16 protein-coding genes, 1 pseudogene and 1 riboswitch are annotated in these 14,158 nt (G+C 40.5%); all 17 genes and pseudogenes read left to right on the forward strand.

Annotated features, from left to right (window positions below):
- The first annotated feature begins 62 nt into the window (after positions 1-62).
- The 17 genes and pseudogenes from GPDM_RS00685 (at position 63) to GPDM_RS00765 (ending at position 14,060) form a co-directional block, all read left to right on the forward strand.
- Positions 63-482, forward strand: a complete 420-nt coding sequence (locus GPDM_RS00685; RefSeq protein WP_008427913.1) for an organic hydroperoxide resistance protein — start codon at positions 63-65, stop codon at positions 480-482.
- 23 nt (positions 483-505) lie between these two features.
- Positions 506-943 (forward strand): MarR family winged helix-turn-helix transcriptional regulator, encoded by a 438-nt coding sequence (locus GPDM_RS00690; RefSeq protein ID WP_008427914.1) that lies wholly within the window; start codon positions 506-508, stop codon positions 941-943.
- 36 nt (positions 944-979) lie between these two features.
- Positions 980-1,459 (forward strand): glutathione peroxidase, encoded by a 480-nt coding sequence (locus tag GPDM_RS00695; RefSeq protein WP_008427915.1) that lies wholly within the window; start codon positions 980-982, stop codon positions 1,457-1,459.
- 76 nt (positions 1,460-1,535) lie between these two features.
- A pseudogene (locus GPDM_RS00700) lies at positions 1,536-1,667 on the forward strand (DUF3934 family protein); the annotation flags it as partial.
- Positions 1,668-1,909: 242 nt separating this feature from the next.
- Positions 1,910-2,088, forward strand: a riboswitch (cobalamin riboswitch).
- Positions 2,089-2,237: 149 nt separating this feature from the next.
- A complete protein-coding gene (locus GPDM_RS00705) occupies positions 2,238-2,723 on the forward strand; it encodes an acyl-CoA thioesterase (RefSeq protein WP_008427917.1) in 486 nt (161 codons plus the stop codon).
- Position 2,724: 1 nt separating this feature from the next.
- The gene (locus tag GPDM_RS00710) at positions 2,725-5,010 is read left to right on the forward strand and encodes a ribonucleoside-diphosphate reductase subunit alpha (RefSeq protein WP_008427919.1); all 2,286 of its coding nucleotides are present in this window, start codon (positions 2,725-2,727) and stop codon (positions 5,008-5,010) included.
- A gap of 12 nt (positions 5,011-5,022) precedes the next feature.
- Positions 5,023-6,069: a ribonucleotide-diphosphate reductase subunit beta gene (locus GPDM_RS00715; RefSeq protein ID WP_008427921.1), complete on the forward strand. Its 1,047-nt coding sequence runs from the start codon at positions 5,023-5,025 to the stop codon at positions 6,067-6,069.
- A complete protein-coding gene (locus GPDM_RS00720) occupies positions 6,050-6,493 on the forward strand; it encodes a flavodoxin domain-containing protein (protein WP_008427923.1) in 444 nt (147 codons plus the stop codon). Before GPDM_RS00715 ends, GPDM_RS00720 begins: the two co-directional genes overlap by 20 nt.
- Positions 6,494-6,881: 388 nt before the next feature.
- Complete coding sequence (locus GPDM_RS00725; RefSeq protein WP_008427924.1) at positions 6,882-7,289, forward strand: DUF1259 domain-containing protein; 408 nt, start codon at positions 6,882-6,884, stop codon at positions 7,287-7,289.
- 22 nt (positions 7,290-7,311) lie between these two features.
- Positions 7,312-7,659, forward strand: coding sequence for a GNAT family N-acetyltransferase (locus GPDM_RS00730; protein ID WP_008427926.1), 348 nt, complete (start codon positions 7,312-7,314; stop codon positions 7,657-7,659).
- A 161-nt stretch (positions 7,660-7,820) separates the two neighbouring features.
- The gene (locus GPDM_RS00735) at positions 7,821-8,444 is read left to right on the forward strand and encodes an anthranilate synthase component II (protein WP_008427928.1); all 624 of its coding nucleotides are present in this window, start codon (positions 7,821-7,823) and stop codon (positions 8,442-8,444) included.
- A complete protein-coding gene (gene pabB, locus GPDM_RS00740) occupies positions 8,419-10,164 on the forward strand; it encodes an aminodeoxychorismate synthase component I (RefSeq protein ID WP_008427930.1) in 1,746 nt (581 codons plus the stop codon). The genes GPDM_RS00735 and pabB overlap by 26 nt, the downstream gene beginning before the upstream one ends.
- A 147-nt stretch (positions 10,165-10,311) precedes the next feature.
- The gene (locus GPDM_RS00745; RefSeq protein WP_008427933.1) at positions 10,312-11,055 is read left to right on the forward strand and encodes an SDR family NAD(P)-dependent oxidoreductase; all 744 of its coding nucleotides are present in this window, start codon (positions 10,312-10,314) and stop codon (positions 11,053-11,055) included.
- A 211-nt stretch (positions 11,056-11,266) separates the two neighbouring features.
- A complete protein-coding gene (locus GPDM_RS00750) occupies positions 11,267-11,941 on the forward strand; it encodes a FusB/FusC family EF-G-binding protein (protein WP_008427935.1) in 675 nt (224 codons plus the stop codon).
- Positions 11,942-12,118: 177 nt separating this feature from the next.
- Positions 12,119-12,679: a bifunctional transcriptional activator/DNA repair enzyme AdaA gene (locus GPDM_RS00755; protein ID WP_008427937.1), complete on the forward strand. Its 561-nt coding sequence runs from the start codon at positions 12,119-12,121 to the stop codon at positions 12,677-12,679.
- Entirely contained in the window at positions 12,676-13,572 is an 897-nt protein-coding gene (locus GPDM_RS00760) for a DNA-3-methyladenine glycosylase family protein (protein ID WP_008427938.1), read from the forward strand. The genes GPDM_RS00755 and GPDM_RS00760 overlap by 4 nt, the downstream gene beginning before the upstream one ends.
- Positions 13,569-14,060: a methylated-DNA--[protein]-cysteine S-methyltransferase gene (locus GPDM_RS00765; protein ID WP_008427940.1), complete on the forward strand. Its 492-nt coding sequence runs from the start codon at positions 13,569-13,571 to the stop codon at positions 14,058-14,060. The genes GPDM_RS00760 and GPDM_RS00765 overlap by 4 nt, the downstream gene beginning before the upstream one ends.
- The last annotated feature ends 98 nt before the right edge of the window (positions 14,061-14,158 follow it).

Consider the following 14,158-nt stretch of genomic DNA (forward strand, 5'->3'; position numbering starts at 1 on the left):
TCGTGTACGATATAGTCTAATGTAGGTCGTGTACGATATAAATGGATGGGAGACTACATACAATGAAAACACTATTTGAAACAACAATGATCAATACAGGCGGAAGAGAAGGAGCGGTATATTCTCCGGACAATATTTTTTATATGGACGTAGCAAAACCTCAAGCGCTTGGAGGCTCTGCAACAACTGCAACAAACCCGGAACAGCTTTTTGCGGCTGGCTATAGCGCATGCTTTAACAGCGCGTTGGAATTGGTGCTAGAAGCTGGTAAAGTAGAGATAGAGAAAAGTGAAGTAACAGCAACTGTTGCGTTGATCGGAGACAAAGCAGATGGTGGCGTAAAACTAGCGATAAAATTAGTGGTCGACATTACCGGCATTGATAAAGCATTAAAGCAAGAATATGTAGAAAAAGCACACAAAACATGTCCATATTCAAAAGCTATTGCGGGATCTGTAGATGTAGAGATAACCGTTTTATAATAACCAGTATAGGTGAGATGTAAATGGAAAAACCGACAAAACTCGAGCAACAATTGTGTTTTGAAGTGTATAAAGCTTCTAGCAATTTTTCGAAAATGTATGCAAGAGCATTAGAGCCGTTCAATTTAACTTTTTCGCAATACTTAGTGTTGCTTGTCCTTTGGGAGGAGCACGAACTGCTGTCGAAAGATATTGGGGAAAGGTTGGGACTTGGTACCGGTACATTAAATCCAATCATTAAACGAATGATAGATAATGGTCACTTATCAAAGCAACAATCGGAAAATGATAAACGGGCATTTGTAATTTCATTGACCGACAAAGCAAAAAAAGATCAACCAGCTATTGAAAGAGCCGTTTTTGAAAAAGTGGAAAGTTGCAATTTTATGGGTGTTAATGCAATAACGTTGATGCAGAACTTAAAAGAGTTGAATGCAGCGTTCAAAACGATGAATTTGTAAAAGATCACATGAATCAGTAAATGAGGAGTGAGTGAAATGACTATTTACGATATTGAAGTATCAAAACCGAACGGCGAAGCATACTCATTAAGTGAATACAAAGGTAAAGCCATGTTAATCGTGAACACAGCAACAAAATGCGGGCTACGCGATCAGTTTGATGGTCTCGAAAAATTGTACGAAGAATACAAAGAACAAGGTCTAGTCGTTCTAGGATTTCCATCGAACCAGTTTAAGCAAGAAGAAGCTACAGGTGAACAAGCACAAGAAGCTTGCCGCATGACCTATGGGGTTACGTTCCCGATGCATGATTTAGTGAAAGTGAATGGTACAGATGCACACCCACTTTTCAACTATTTAACGAGCAACACAAAAGGCTTTTTAACAAGTGATATCAAATGGAATTTCACAAAATTTTTAGTTGACCAAAATGGCGATATTGTTTCCCGTTTTTCTCCGAAAGACACACCAGAGTCCTTTAAAAAGGACGTTGAAAAAGTACTAGATCGCGCGTAACGAGAAGGTTTCTGTTTCACTGGCGGCCGCGATGTGATAAGCTGTACATCATCGTAGCAGTAATGGAGTGATTAAAATGAGCAAAGCAAAAGCGAAAGCAAAAAGCGGTACGGGTCAAGGAACCGGCAAAAAAGGCTGGACTCGCTGGAAATCTGGCGCCAACAAAGCAAAGAGTTTCAAACCGTACACAAGCAAAAACAATAAAAAAGCAGACGAACCAAAAACAGATAAAGAAAAAGCGTCTGTATGGATCGATGCATAGATAAATGGTGAGGGTTGTCCAACAGGGCATCCTTTTTTTATTTGGATACCTTAAAAAAGGTCGTTAGAAATAATGCGTTTTTCATCAAATGCTTTGAAATTCTAAAACAACTTGTTAAACTGGTAAAAGTGGTTTATAGTTTACTAATACAATATTTAGTGTTTTATTCTAAAAAATAACTATATATAGTAGAAATCGATAACGAAGGTGCCTGAATAGGCTTAATAGGGAATCCGGTGAAACTCCGGAGCTGTACCCGCAACTGTAAGTGCTGACGAGCTATCACAATCCACTGTCCAATGGACGGGAAGGAGATAGCAAAGGATGACGCACGAGCCAGGAGACCTGTCTTCGTTACAAGTTTATGATCTTCTCCGGGAGTAGAGAGAGATAACGAAGATATGATGCGCAAGCAGTTAAGTTTAGCTGTCTTGGTATGTTATTCTGCGTTTTCAAACCCATCCTCTCCTCGAGAGGATGGGTTTTTTGTTTTGTAGAGATGGAGGAATGGAAGGTATGACAGAAGCATTAGCAGCAGGTGTAGCCAGAACAGTTCAAACAAAATTGGTGTTGCCACCCGATACCAATCATTTAGGCACAATATTTGGGGGAACGGTACTCGCATACATAGATGAAATCGCGGCGATTACCGCAATGAGACACAGTGGAGAAGCAGTTGTGACCGCTTCAATCGATACCGTGAACTTTTTATCTTCTGCCAAAGTAGGAGACATCTTTATTTTAGAAGGAGTTGTCATTTCGACCGGAAGAACATCGATGGAAGTTTATGTGAAAGCAGAATGCCAACAAATTGAAACGGGCGTGACCAATTTAACCACAACCGCGATATTGACAATGGTTGCAGTCGATAGTGATGGCAAACCAATCCCTGTTAAAGGCGTAATCCCTGAAACGGACGCAGAGAAAAAGTTATTCCAAAGTTCACAAGAACGAAAAAAACGACGCATGCAATTAAACGAATACTCAAAGGAGTTGTGCTGATATGAACATGAAAATTGAGACGGCGGAAATGTCCTCAGTCGAAAAAGCGCTTGAACGGGCAACAGAAGTATACGGTTTAGATACACGAGAGCTACTTGAGCGAGCAGGAGAACTTGCGGAACAAGCAAAAGGCGAACAATCGTTATTGTATGCGCTAAACCATATTACGATGGATCAGCCCGATTGGACCTATGTAGCTGCCGAATTGTATGCCAGTGATTTATATAAGAAAGCTGCAGAACATCGTGAGTATTCTGCTTCTGAGAAATACGGAGATTTTTACAAACTCGTTCACGAGCTAACGCAAGTTGGAATTTATTCGAAAGAATTATTGTTTTCTTATTCGCAAGAAGAAATCACAGAACTTGGACAAGAAATCGAACCAGAGCGGGACTTATTGTTTAATTACATTGGCTTGTTTTTGTTAGCAGACCGTTATTTAGCCAAAGATTACGAAGGGCGTTTGTTTGAACTGCCGCAAGAGCGCTTTTTGGTCATTGCCATGACATTGATGCAAAACGAACCAAAAGAACAGCGTTTAGAACTAGTAAAAGAAGCATATTGGGCGATGAGTCATTTGTATATGACGGTTGCTACACCAACTTTATCAAATGCTGGTAAAAGTTTTGGGCAGTTGTCATCGTGCTTTATCGATACGGTAGACGATTCTTTAGACGGTATTTATTTAAACAATTGGGATATCGCTCGTCTTAGTAAAGACGGGGGCGGCATCGGCATTTATTACGGCAAAGTGCGCGCGTTAGGCTCAGATATTAAAAAATTCAAAGACAATTCTTCAGGCGTCGTGCCGTGGATTCGTTTGCTTAACGATACGGCAGTTAGTGTCGATCAGCTTGGTCAGCGTCAAGGCGCTGTCGCGATTTACTTAGATGTTTTCCATAAAGACATCATGAACGGTTTTTTGGATTTGAAAACAAACAATGGCGATGAGCGCCGTAAAGCACACGACATTTTTACAGGCGTATCAATTCCAGATTTGTTTATGGAACGTTTGCAAGAAAAAGATGAAAATGGTCGCAGCATTGGTGAGTGGCATACGTTTTGTCCGCATCAAGTCAAAAGAGTGATGGGTTGGAAAGATGCGAATGGCAACGCATTAGGACTCGAAGATTTTTACGATGAAAAAGACACCAAATACTTTAGCGATAAATACCAAGAGGCAGTCGATCATCTATTATTGCCGCGCAAAACGTACCGTGCAATGGAAATTATGGCACGCATTATGGTGTCGCAACTAGAAACCGGCACCCCGTACATGTTTTATCGCGACGAAGTCAATCGTCAAAACCCGAACAAACACACGAGAGGTCGCGGGTTAACATCAATTTATTGCAGTAATTTGTGTACAGAAATTATGCAAAACATGTCAGCTACAACCATTGTTAAAGAATATACTGATGAAGACGGCAATCTTGTTATGATTCGCAAGCCAGGCGATTTTGTGGTGTGTAACTTGTCATCGATCAACTTGCCGAGAGCAGTTAAATCGGGCGTATTAGAGCGTTTAGTGCCGATTCAAACGCGTATGCTCGATAACGTTATTGATTTAAATACGATTTCGGTTGGACAAGCTGAAGTAACAAATAAAAAATACCGCGCAATTGGTTTAGGAACATTTGGATGGCACCACTTGCTTGCGCTTGAAGGCATTCATTGGGAAAGCGAAAAAGCAGTTGAGTTTGCCGATAAGCTATACGAAGAAATTGCTTATCAAACGATTCGTGCTTCTATGCAATTAGCGGAAGAAAAAGGGGCGTTCAGTCAATTTTCCGGATCAGAATGGCACACAGGCGAGTATTTTGAACGCCGCAACTACACGAGTGAGCGTTGGAACGACTTACAACAGCAAGTGGCAACAACAGGAGTTCGAAATGGCTGGATGATGGCCGTTGCGCCAAACTCATCAACTGCGAAAATCGGTGGTTCAACAGACGGCATCGATCCGCTCTATGCTGTTGAATACGCTGAAGAGAAAAAGAACTTCAAATTTAAAGTGACTGCGCCTGACTTGGATCACCATACGTATGATTTCTACCGTCGTTCTCGTCACGTACTGGATCAAAAATGGAGCATTCGTCAAAATGCAGCACGTCAACGCCATATTGATCAATCGATTAGCTTTAACTTTTATGTGCCGCACACGATTAAAGCAAAAGAATTACTGGATTTGCATTTAGAAGCGTGGAAGCAAAACTTAAAAACGACTTATTATGTCCGCAGTACATCACAAGCGGAGATCGAAGAATGCGAAGCATGTCAAAGCTAAAGGAGAATGATCATGACAATACATGAACCATTAAAAAAGATTAAATTATTAAATCCAGAACATCCAAATAAATCGACTGGCGTGTTAAACGGTCAGTCTTCGGGGTTATTGAATTGGAACGATATTGCGTATCCGCAAATGTACGATTTGTACCAAGCGTTGTTGGCAAACTTTTGGAAAGCGCAAGAAATCAATATGCAAGACGATATAAAGCAATGGGATAGCTTGAGCAGTGTGGAAAAAGACGTCTTTTTACGTATCAATACACAACTCGCATCACTCGACAGTTTGCAAACACCAACGATGAGTCAAGCAATGGACTACGTGACCGATTCAAGCTTTAAAGCAATATTTGCGGTAATTTCTCAACAAGAAGCCGTTCATACTGAGTCGTATTCGTATATTTTAAGTTCACTTGTTTCCGTGAGCGAACAAAATGAGCGCTTCAATCAAGCAAAAAGCGATCCGGTTGTTCAAAAGCGCAATGAGTTGATTTTGGATGCATACGAAGAATTTCGTCAAAATCCAACGCCGCAAAACTTGTTTAAGCTAAGCGTCAATTCGATTAACTTAGAAGGCATTTATTTTTATGCCGGCTTTGCGTTTTTCTATCATTTGGCGCGTCAGCAAAAAATGCTAAAAACCAGTACCATGATTAGCTATATTCAACGCGACGAAATGCAGCATGCGTATTTTATCGCGCAGTTTATCCGCATCATGCTGACGGAAAATCCAGAACTCCATACAGACGAAAACATTCAATACATTTATACGACCATCGATAAAGCGGTGCAGCTTGAAAAAGAGTGGGCACAGTACATCTTAGCTGATATAGAAGGATTGGATTTGGTAGAGTTTGGAGAGTATGTAGAGTACTTAGCCAACAAACGATTGCGTCAACTTGGTCTAGACAATTTATACGAAGAGCGCAGCAACCCAATGCCATGGATTCAAGTATTTGGCGACGATATGATGAACGATACCAAATCTGATTTCTTTGAACAAAAGTCCAGAACGTATACGAAAGTGTCACAAACGAATGGCTTTGACGAACTTTAAGTCAAGAACCGCAATTGTTTATGCCTCGGTTAGTGGGAACACGGAACACTTGGCAGAAATGTTGCAAACGGCCATGCTCAAACGGAAAATTCCGGTGGAGCTTTACCGAATAGATGAATTTTCGCTCGAAGAATTGCCTTGTTTTGATAGTGTGATAATTGGCACATATACATGGGGGAGCGGAGAAATTCCAGAAGAAATGCATAAGTTGTATCAAGCGATTGAACAGCTTGGTAACAAAGAGCTGAGAACAGCTGTTTTCGGAACGGGAGATAGTTTTTTTGCAGAATTTTGTGGTGCGGTTGATCGTTTTCGAGATATGTTATACGTTAAAACATCGCTGATAGCTAGCTTAAAAGTGGAATTGATGCCTCAACCAAAAGACTTGATTCGCTGTGAGAAATTAGCAGCGCTCATTAAATAGAAGATAAAAAATCGCCGTAAGGCGGTTTTTTTATTTTGTCTATGAGTGTTTATTTTTTAAAAACGGGGTATAGGATAGAAAAGAATGAGAAAGCAAATTCTTACCATTTCTAGCTGCAGAAGCTGTTAGAAATTTTTGTCATGAATTTTTATCGTTCAAAAAAGATAAACACCTTTATTACTTTTGAAAAGATTGTTAAATGAGAAATCGGCGTTTTCATTTACATCATCTTTTAAAGTAAGAAGTTGAAACGCAGTAAAATACAATCCGTTAATGATTTTGGCTACGAAAAAACGCCGAAAAGAATCTAAGGATTCTTTCCGGTGTTTTTATATCTGAAATTCTTTACTAAATCATATTAAATTTGAGAAACAGGAGGGTGAATTGGATGGAAAGTTTAGAGCGATTGGCCGAACAAGTTGGCGTTTTGCTGAATGCAGAAGTGGAAGCGCAAAATGGCGAATGTTTAATCAAAAAAACGAGGGCCATCAATATTTCGTCTCAAAACAAAAACTTTAATTGTGTGCTAGATCATGATATTTCGTTTAAAAATCTGAAAGAAGATGGCACTGCGCTTAACCAGGCAGAAATATTATTGCTTCCAGAAGAGTTAACTCTTTTTACAAACGCGCTTCACGAGCATCCGATACCGTTGCCGATAAACTACCAGCAACGCGTAGACATAAATCCGAATATTGTATGCATCTACATGTCTTCAGAAGAATCACCTGAAGATTTTGCTACGAGACTATCTGCTGTATTTAGCGCGATAGAGCAAAAATCACTAGTAAAGTAACGACTGAAAGGGGAAGAGTGTAATGCTCACTAGATATAAACGATCGCATGAAAAAGTGGCGATGGGCTTGCTGGCATACATGCCCGAAGAGCGAAATGTAAAACAACTGAGAAAAACGATGGAATTATACAATGAACGCCCAGATTGGCAGCTTTTCTTTTGGAAAGCAAACGATGATTACGCGGGCATCATTGGTGTTCATATAGAAGACGACGAGTTTTTTACCGTGCAGCACATTACCGTTATTCCATCGTTTAGAGGAGAAGGAATTGGCCATAAAATGGTGGCAAGTGTTGAAAAATTGATGGTAAATCTTAAAGCAAGACCTTCTGAGGCCACAAAAGCATTTATGATGAAGTGCAGAGTATAAATAAGTGTAAGAAATAGCGTAAATAAGAAGTAGCAGTAAAGCCGGTTGTGGCGATGCACAAACGGCTTTTTTAATGGATATATTTCCATCTGAGGCGATCTACAGCGTATAATAAAAACACCTGAATGATTTTATAAAAGCGAAGGTAAGAGGTGTGCACCATGATTGTCATCATCGATAACCAAGATTCATTTACTTATAATCTGGTTCATTATTTTGAGCAACTAGATCCATCCGTCCGTATATTTCAAAACGATGAATTAATAGAAAAACAATTAGAAACGTTAAATCCCGATTTAATCGTCCTGTCCCCAGGGCCGGGTCGCCCTGCAGCAAGGGGAGCGAGCAAGAATGTATTAACAAAATTAAGCGGACATATCCCGATATTAGGTGTATGTCTCGGGCATCAGACCATTGTGGAACATTTCGGTGGCACAGTGACAAAAGGAAACCAGCCAATGCACGGCAAAGTTTCGACTCTAACACATGATGAAAAAGGACTTTTTAAAAACATCGCCAATCCAACATCGGTTACTCGTTACCATTCATTAGTGGCTGAAAATGCGGTACCGGAATGCTTAGTAGTGACGGCTCGTTCTGAAGACGGTGCGATCATGGCCGTTCGTCATCGCAATCTGCCAATTGAAGGCATCCAGTTTCACCCAGAATCGATATTAACAGTGGAAGGCTTTCATATGTTGAAAAATAGTTATGAACAAGCTAAAGAGTGGAAAGAAACAAACAAGGGAGGTACTGAATATGTCGAACCCTCACCTAATGTATGAGTTTAAAAACAGTGCTGGAGAAATTGAACCCTTGTATTTTAGCGATCCAGTCAACGTTTTTGAAACACATGAACTAGCAGATGTTGCTAATATGTTGGAAAAAGTCGAAAAAGCAATGAATGATGGTTTTTATGCAGCTGGCTATGTGTCGTACGAAGCAGCTCCGGCTTTTCGACCGGAAATGCAAGTTCAATCGGGAGGCGAAATGCCGCTTCTTTGGTTTGGCATTTTCAAAGAGCCACAAAAAATGCCTCCAATTTCTAAAAAGCAACAAACGTATCAGGTGTCAGATTGGGCAATGGCGAGTTCGATTGAACAGTATAAAGCCGGTATCCAACAAATCAAAACAGCCATCGAAGAAGGGCATACGTATCAAGTGAATTATACAGAACGCTTGTCTGCAGATTTTACCGGGGACGACTTAGCCTTTTATCACCAATTAGCAAGAAACCAACAAGCAGATTACGGAGCTTATTTGAACTTAGGGCGATTTCGTCTTTTGTCAGCATCCCCAGAGCTGTTTTTTAAAGTTCAAGGAGGCAAGTTAATTGCAAAGCCGATGAAAGGCACAGCGCCAAGAGGACGAACGACACAAGAAGATCAAGAACATATAAAATCCTTGTTGTCGTCTGAAAAAGAAAAAGCTGAAAACGTAATGATTGTGGATTTGTTGCGAAACGACATGAGTCGCTTAGCCGAAAAAGGCAGTGTAAAAGCAGATCCTCTTTTTACGGTTGAAACTTATCCGACAGTTCATCAACTAACGTCAACGGTCACCGCGGATTTAAAAGACCATACGACGATTTGGGACTGGTTTCATGCTTTGTTCCCATGTGGCTCGATTACTGGGGCACCGAAAATTAGTACGATGAAATACATAGCTGCATTAGAGCAAACACCAAGAGAAGTTTATTGCGGCGCTATCGGGTTTATTACGCCTGACAAGGAAGCGGTCTTTAACGTACCTATCCGGACCGTTGTGATTGACGCAGAAAAAGGTGTAGCACGTTACGGTGTAGGCGGCGGCATCACGTGGGATTCAACGGCTGAAGGAGAATACCGTGAGTTGCAGACTAAAGCAAAAGTGCTTACTGCAAAACGCCCTGTATTTAAATTACTCGAATCATTAAAACTAAAAGATGGGGAGTACCCATTATTGTCGTATCATTTGGCGCGTCTAAAAGATTCGTCGGGTTATTTTCATTTCCCGGGAAATAGTGAAAAAGTGAAAGCTGAATTGGTTAAACTGGCCCAACAATATCCGCAAGGAACTTACAAAGTGCGTCTTTTAGTAGATCGTAAAGGTGAACTGGAACTGCAAGCGCAAGAAACGGTTATGATGGAAGAGCCGCTTACATGTGCCTTAGCTAGTTCTCCTATAGATAGTAAAAATCCGTTTTTGTTTCATAAAACAACACACCGTGAAGTATATAAACAGGCAAGTGCTGAGCTTTCAAAAGAGTTCTTTTCAGTCTTATTATGGAATGAAAAACAGCAAATCACGGAATTCACAATCGGCAATGTGGTAGTCGAAAAAGAAGGTCGATTTTTCACGCCGCCAGTAAAATGTGGTTTGTTAGCGGGCACTTTCAGACAGCACTTGTTAGACGAAAAAAAGATTGAAGAAAAAATCATTTTAAAAGAAGAGTTAAAAGAATATGATGCTATTTGGTTTATCAATGGTGTACGAGGATGGCTCGCTGTGGAGTTAAGTGAGTAAATACAATGAAATAAAAAATTCTAACCGTGAAAATGTCTCGGTTAGAATTTTTTTGTGTCATTCATAAATAGTTATTGAAATTGTAATATTCAGATAATAGGTGTTTAATAGGAGGTGAGATCTTTTTAATACAAGGAGGCGGAACGAGTGGAACTAGCAGGTAAAGTAGCGATCGTGACAGGTGGGGCATCCGGAATCGGGTTTGCAACAGCGAAAGCATTTTTGGATAAAGGCGCTAAAGTGGTAATTGGCGATTATAATGAAGAAGGCGGGCAGCAAGCAGAACAACAATTAAAGAAAAGCAGTGGCGATGTGGCTTTTGTTAACGTAGATGTTTCGATAGAAGAATCAGTTAAACAAATGGTAGCAACAACTGTTGAACATTTTGGAAGAGTGGATATTATTGTGAATAATGCGGGAATTGGAGTGCTTGGAGTCACGCATGAATTGACGTACGAAGATTATCATAAAGTAATTGCTATAAACCAAGACGGTGTCTTTTTCGGTGCCAAGCATGCCATTATAAATATGTTGGAACATGGTGACGGAGGTGTCATCATCAACACGTCATCAATTTTGGGATCTGTTGGTGAGGGGGGAGCTTTTGCCTATAATGCTTCAAAAGGAGCTGTAAACTTAATGACCAAGTCACTGGCTTTACAGTATGCTGAACACAAAATCCGGGTGAATGCAGTAGCACCAGGATATGTGGAAACCGGTATGGTCAGCAAAGAAGCGTTAGGCGACTTTTACGATGCCTTAGTAGACAAACATCCTGTTGGTAGATTGGGCCAACCAGAAGAAATTGCACATGCCATCGTCTTTTTAGTCGAAAACGAATTTGTTACAGGTACCACAATCATGGTGGATGGTGGTTATACAACTCAATAGACAAGAGACCCAAAAAGCTGCAATGTGCAGCTTTTTTTATTGGACATTTTTGACACAGGTAGCGGCAACTAAAATCTGATAGATGGAAAAGAAACAATGGATAAAGTATGATGAAATCATAAAGAACTGTGGAGAGAAACGGAAATTATTATATAGAAAACCTCTTTCTTCCGTGTACAGGCACGTATTAAAACGTAAGGAGTGGGTGCTCATGATTCATGCAAAAGAAACGATAGAAAACCAAAATGCCAATCATTCGAAAGCGTTTATTCGAAATGACCAATACAACTTTATTAAAGACCAAACAAAAGTTTTGCTGACGGCACAAACTAGCACAAATGACGTTGAAGTATTAAGTGTCCTGAGGCATCTAGCGTATGAGAAAGTCCAGAATCTATTTCCCGTTCTTACCGAAGAGCAAAAGAAAATTCTTCATCCGCTCGTCCAAATAAAAGAACTGAGCGAGGCAGAAAGATTTTTAGAACAACTGCAACCATATCTTATTCCTTTTAAATCGGTTACCGATCAAGACTTAAAAAAACTATTCCCTAAAGCGAAAAAGCTGAAAGGGCCAAATGTAGAAATCATTAATTTCCATAAAACTTCTTATTTAGGATGGACGGAAAGCTCTAATTTGCGCTATTTAGTTGTGGAGTTAAATGATCAATTGATAGGTCTTCAAGGGAGTTTCACACGTAGCCAAAAACAAGGAATTTGTAGAGTCTGCAATCGTCACAGTGAAGTGGGACTGTTTGTTGCCAAGACGAAAAACTCAGGAAACGAGCAATTTATTAAACGTGGCAATTATGTTTGCCAAGATGCCAAGGTATGCAATGACAATATTAAAACTTTGGATTTGCTAGCTGAATTTATGTGTCAGTTCTAAAGGGTACTAAGAAAATCACTCTGCACTCGTGTAAATCGATGTTAGAGTAATTTTTTAGCTTATTTCTTTTACTAGAGTAATTATAGACCGTAAAGACAAGATTGAGGATGCATCTTTATAGGTAAAAGGGATAAACTAAAGACAAAACTTTAAAACAGTGTGAACGGAGGTTTGTGTATGTGGTTGTCTTTTGATGAAATGTGGGACAAAGTAATAGCTTGCGACCGCAAGTATGACGGTCTTTTTTACACATGCGTGAAAACCACCAAAATTTACTGCCGCCCTTCTTGTCGTTCTCGGAAGCCGAAAAAAGTGAACGTGCAGTTTTGTCTGACGATAGGAGAGGCTGAGGCAAACGGGTTCCGCGCATGCAAGCGGTGTCAGCCAGAAACCAATTATTCTCCTGCTGAAGAACTTACGCGTAACGTTATGACTTACTTAACTGCCAATTATAAAGAGCGGGTTAGCCTTCAACAAATCGCACACCATGTCGGTATGAGTCCGTCTTACTTAGAGCGCATTTTTAAACAAGAAACTGCAGAAACGCCACATGCCTGTCTTGAGAAGATTCGCATTGATAAAGCTTTATACTTGTTAACAAGTACTGACTTATCAAATCTTGAAGTCGCGCTAGAAGTAGGATTTCAAAGCCCGTCAAACTTCTATAAAGTATTTCGCAAGCTAACAAACCGTTCGCCATCAGAATATCGAAAGCAAAGTGAGTTGGTTTTACTATGAAGCCTATACAAAGTACGCAGTATATAGAAATTGCAACACCTGCTGATTTTAATTATGACGAATGTCTCGTTCATCTTGGCAGGTCTTCGCAAGAAAACTTATACCGGATTAAAAAAGACAAAGTGATTAAGTTGCTCAAAATAAACGGAGAACGGGTGCTGTTTCAACTAACAGCAGTTCCCGGAGCTTTACGTATCGAGTTTCCGCTAAATGCACCTACTCTAGATGAAACAGAGCAAGTCGTTGCGTATATAGAAGACTGGTTTGATTTGAACACCGATCTACGAGAATTTTACGAAATGGCAGAAACGGATCCCATCTTAAATCCAGTAGTCCAACAATATTACGGCTTGCGTATAATAGGTGTCCCGGATTTGTTCGAAGCATTAGTGTGGGCTGTCATGGGGCAGCAAATCAATTTAACATTTGCGTATACTTTAAAGAAAAGATTTGTCGAAAGTTATGGGGATTCAGTTGTTTACGAAGACGAAACGTATTGGACTTTCCCGCATCCTGAAACAATCGCAGTATTGCCGCTTGAAGAATTGAGAGCGTTACAGTTAACAGGACGGAAATCAGAATATATTTTAGGCATTGCATCTATGATGGCGACAGGCGTCTTAAACAAAGAGCGATTGCTAGAAGAGCCAGACATGGAAAGTAAATTGTTAGAAATTCGAGGAGTCGGCGCATGGTCGGCCAATTACGTCATGATGAAATGCTTGCACGATGCATCTGCTTTCCCGCTTGCAGATGTGGGGCTGCATAATGCACTAAAAGCTCAACTAGACATGGAGCGAAAACCAACACTCGCAGAAATTACCGAGCTCTCGGCAAATTGGAGCGGGTGGGAAGCCTATGCCACATTCTATTTATGGAGGTCATTATTATGAATCACGTGCACCAAATTGAATTTCAATCACCTATCGGCATCGTAGAAATTACCGGAACAGACAAAGCCATTCGGTCAATTTTGTTTAGTGAAAAAAGTGACGTGACAATGCCGCTCTCTCCAGATAGCCCACAAGTGTTGAAAGACTGCCAACAGCAACTTGAAGAATATTTTCAAGGACAGCGCATGGATTTCACATTTGCTTGTGAGTCTGCAGGAACAGAATTTCAGCAAAGAGTGTGGACTGCGTTAACCGATGTGCCGTATGCAGAAACCGTGTCTTACGGCGCGATTGCTAAAGCAGTCGGTAGCGAAAAAGCGGTCAGAGCAGTAGGGAATGCCAACAGTAAAAACAAATTGAGCATTGTCGTGCCATGCCACCGCATTATCGGCGCAAACGGCAAGCTTACGGGTTACGCCGGCACATTGCCTCGAAAAGAATGGTTACTGCGTCACGAAAAAGCATGCAGTGAAAATCAATCAGTTTAATGGTGAATTTAAAAAAGCTGTCCCGAAAATCAGGTGAAATGATTTTTGGTGACAGCTTTTTGTTGGTCATAGAAGGATCACTTGCTTTGATTTCGGCG

Source organism: Planococcus donghaensis MPA1U2 (assembly GCF_000189395.1).
Lineage (GTDB): Bacteria > Bacillota > Bacilli > Bacillales_A > Planococcaceae > Planococcus > Planococcus donghaensis_B.

Excerpts from the sequence above, each read along its gene's own strand:
- GPDM_RS00685 (WP_008427913.1), top strand. The coding sequence starts at position 63 with ATGAAAACACTATTTGAAACAACAATGATCAATACAGGCGGAAGAGAA.
- GPDM_RS00690 (WP_008427914.1), top strand. The coding sequence starts at position 506 with ATGGAAAAACCGACAAAACTCGAGCAACAATTGTGTTTTGAAGTGTAT.
- GPDM_RS00695 (WP_008427915.1), top strand. The coding sequence starts at position 980 with ATGACTATTTACGATATTGAAGTATCAAAACCGAACGGCGAAGCATAC.
- GPDM_RS00705 (WP_008427917.1), top strand. The coding sequence starts at position 2,238 with ATGACAGAAGCATTAGCAGCAGGTGTAGCCAGAACAGTTCAAACAAAA.
- GPDM_RS00710 (WP_008427919.1), top strand. The coding sequence starts at position 2,725 with ATGAACATGAAAATTGAGACGGCGGAAATGTCCTCAGTCGAAAAAGCG.
- GPDM_RS00715 (WP_008427921.1), top strand. The coding sequence starts at position 5,023 with ATGACAATACATGAACCATTAAAAAAGATTAAATTATTAAATCCAGAA.
- GPDM_RS00720 (WP_008427923.1), top strand. The coding sequence starts at position 6,050 with ATGGCTTTGACGAACTTTAAGTCAAGAACCGCAATTGTTTATGCCTCG.
- GPDM_RS00725 (WP_008427924.1), top strand. The coding sequence starts at position 6,882 with ATGGAAAGTTTAGAGCGATTGGCCGAACAAGTTGGCGTTTTGCTGAAT.
- GPDM_RS00730 (WP_008427926.1), top strand. The coding sequence starts at position 7,312 with ATGCTCACTAGATATAAACGATCGCATGAAAAAGTGGCGATGGGCTTG.
- GPDM_RS00735 (WP_008427928.1), top strand. The coding sequence starts at position 7,821 with ATGATTGTCATCATCGATAACCAAGATTCATTTACTTATAATCTGGTT.
- pabB (WP_008427930.1), top strand. The coding sequence starts at position 8,419 with ATGTCGAACCCTCACCTAATGTATGAGTTTAAAAACAGTGCTGGAGAA.
- GPDM_RS00750 (WP_008427935.1), top strand. The coding sequence starts at position 11,267 with ATGATTCATGCAAAAGAAACGATAGAAAACCAAAATGCCAATCATTCG.
- GPDM_RS00755 (WP_008427937.1), top strand. The coding sequence starts at position 12,119 with ATGTGGTTGTCTTTTGATGAAATGTGGGACAAAGTAATAGCTTGCGAC.
- GPDM_RS00760 (WP_008427938.1), top strand. The coding sequence starts at position 12,676 with ATGAAGCCTATACAAAGTACGCAGTATATAGAAATTGCAACACCTGCT.
- GPDM_RS00765 (WP_008427940.1), top strand. The coding sequence starts at position 13,569 with ATGAATCACGTGCACCAAATTGAATTTCAATCACCTATCGGCATCGTA.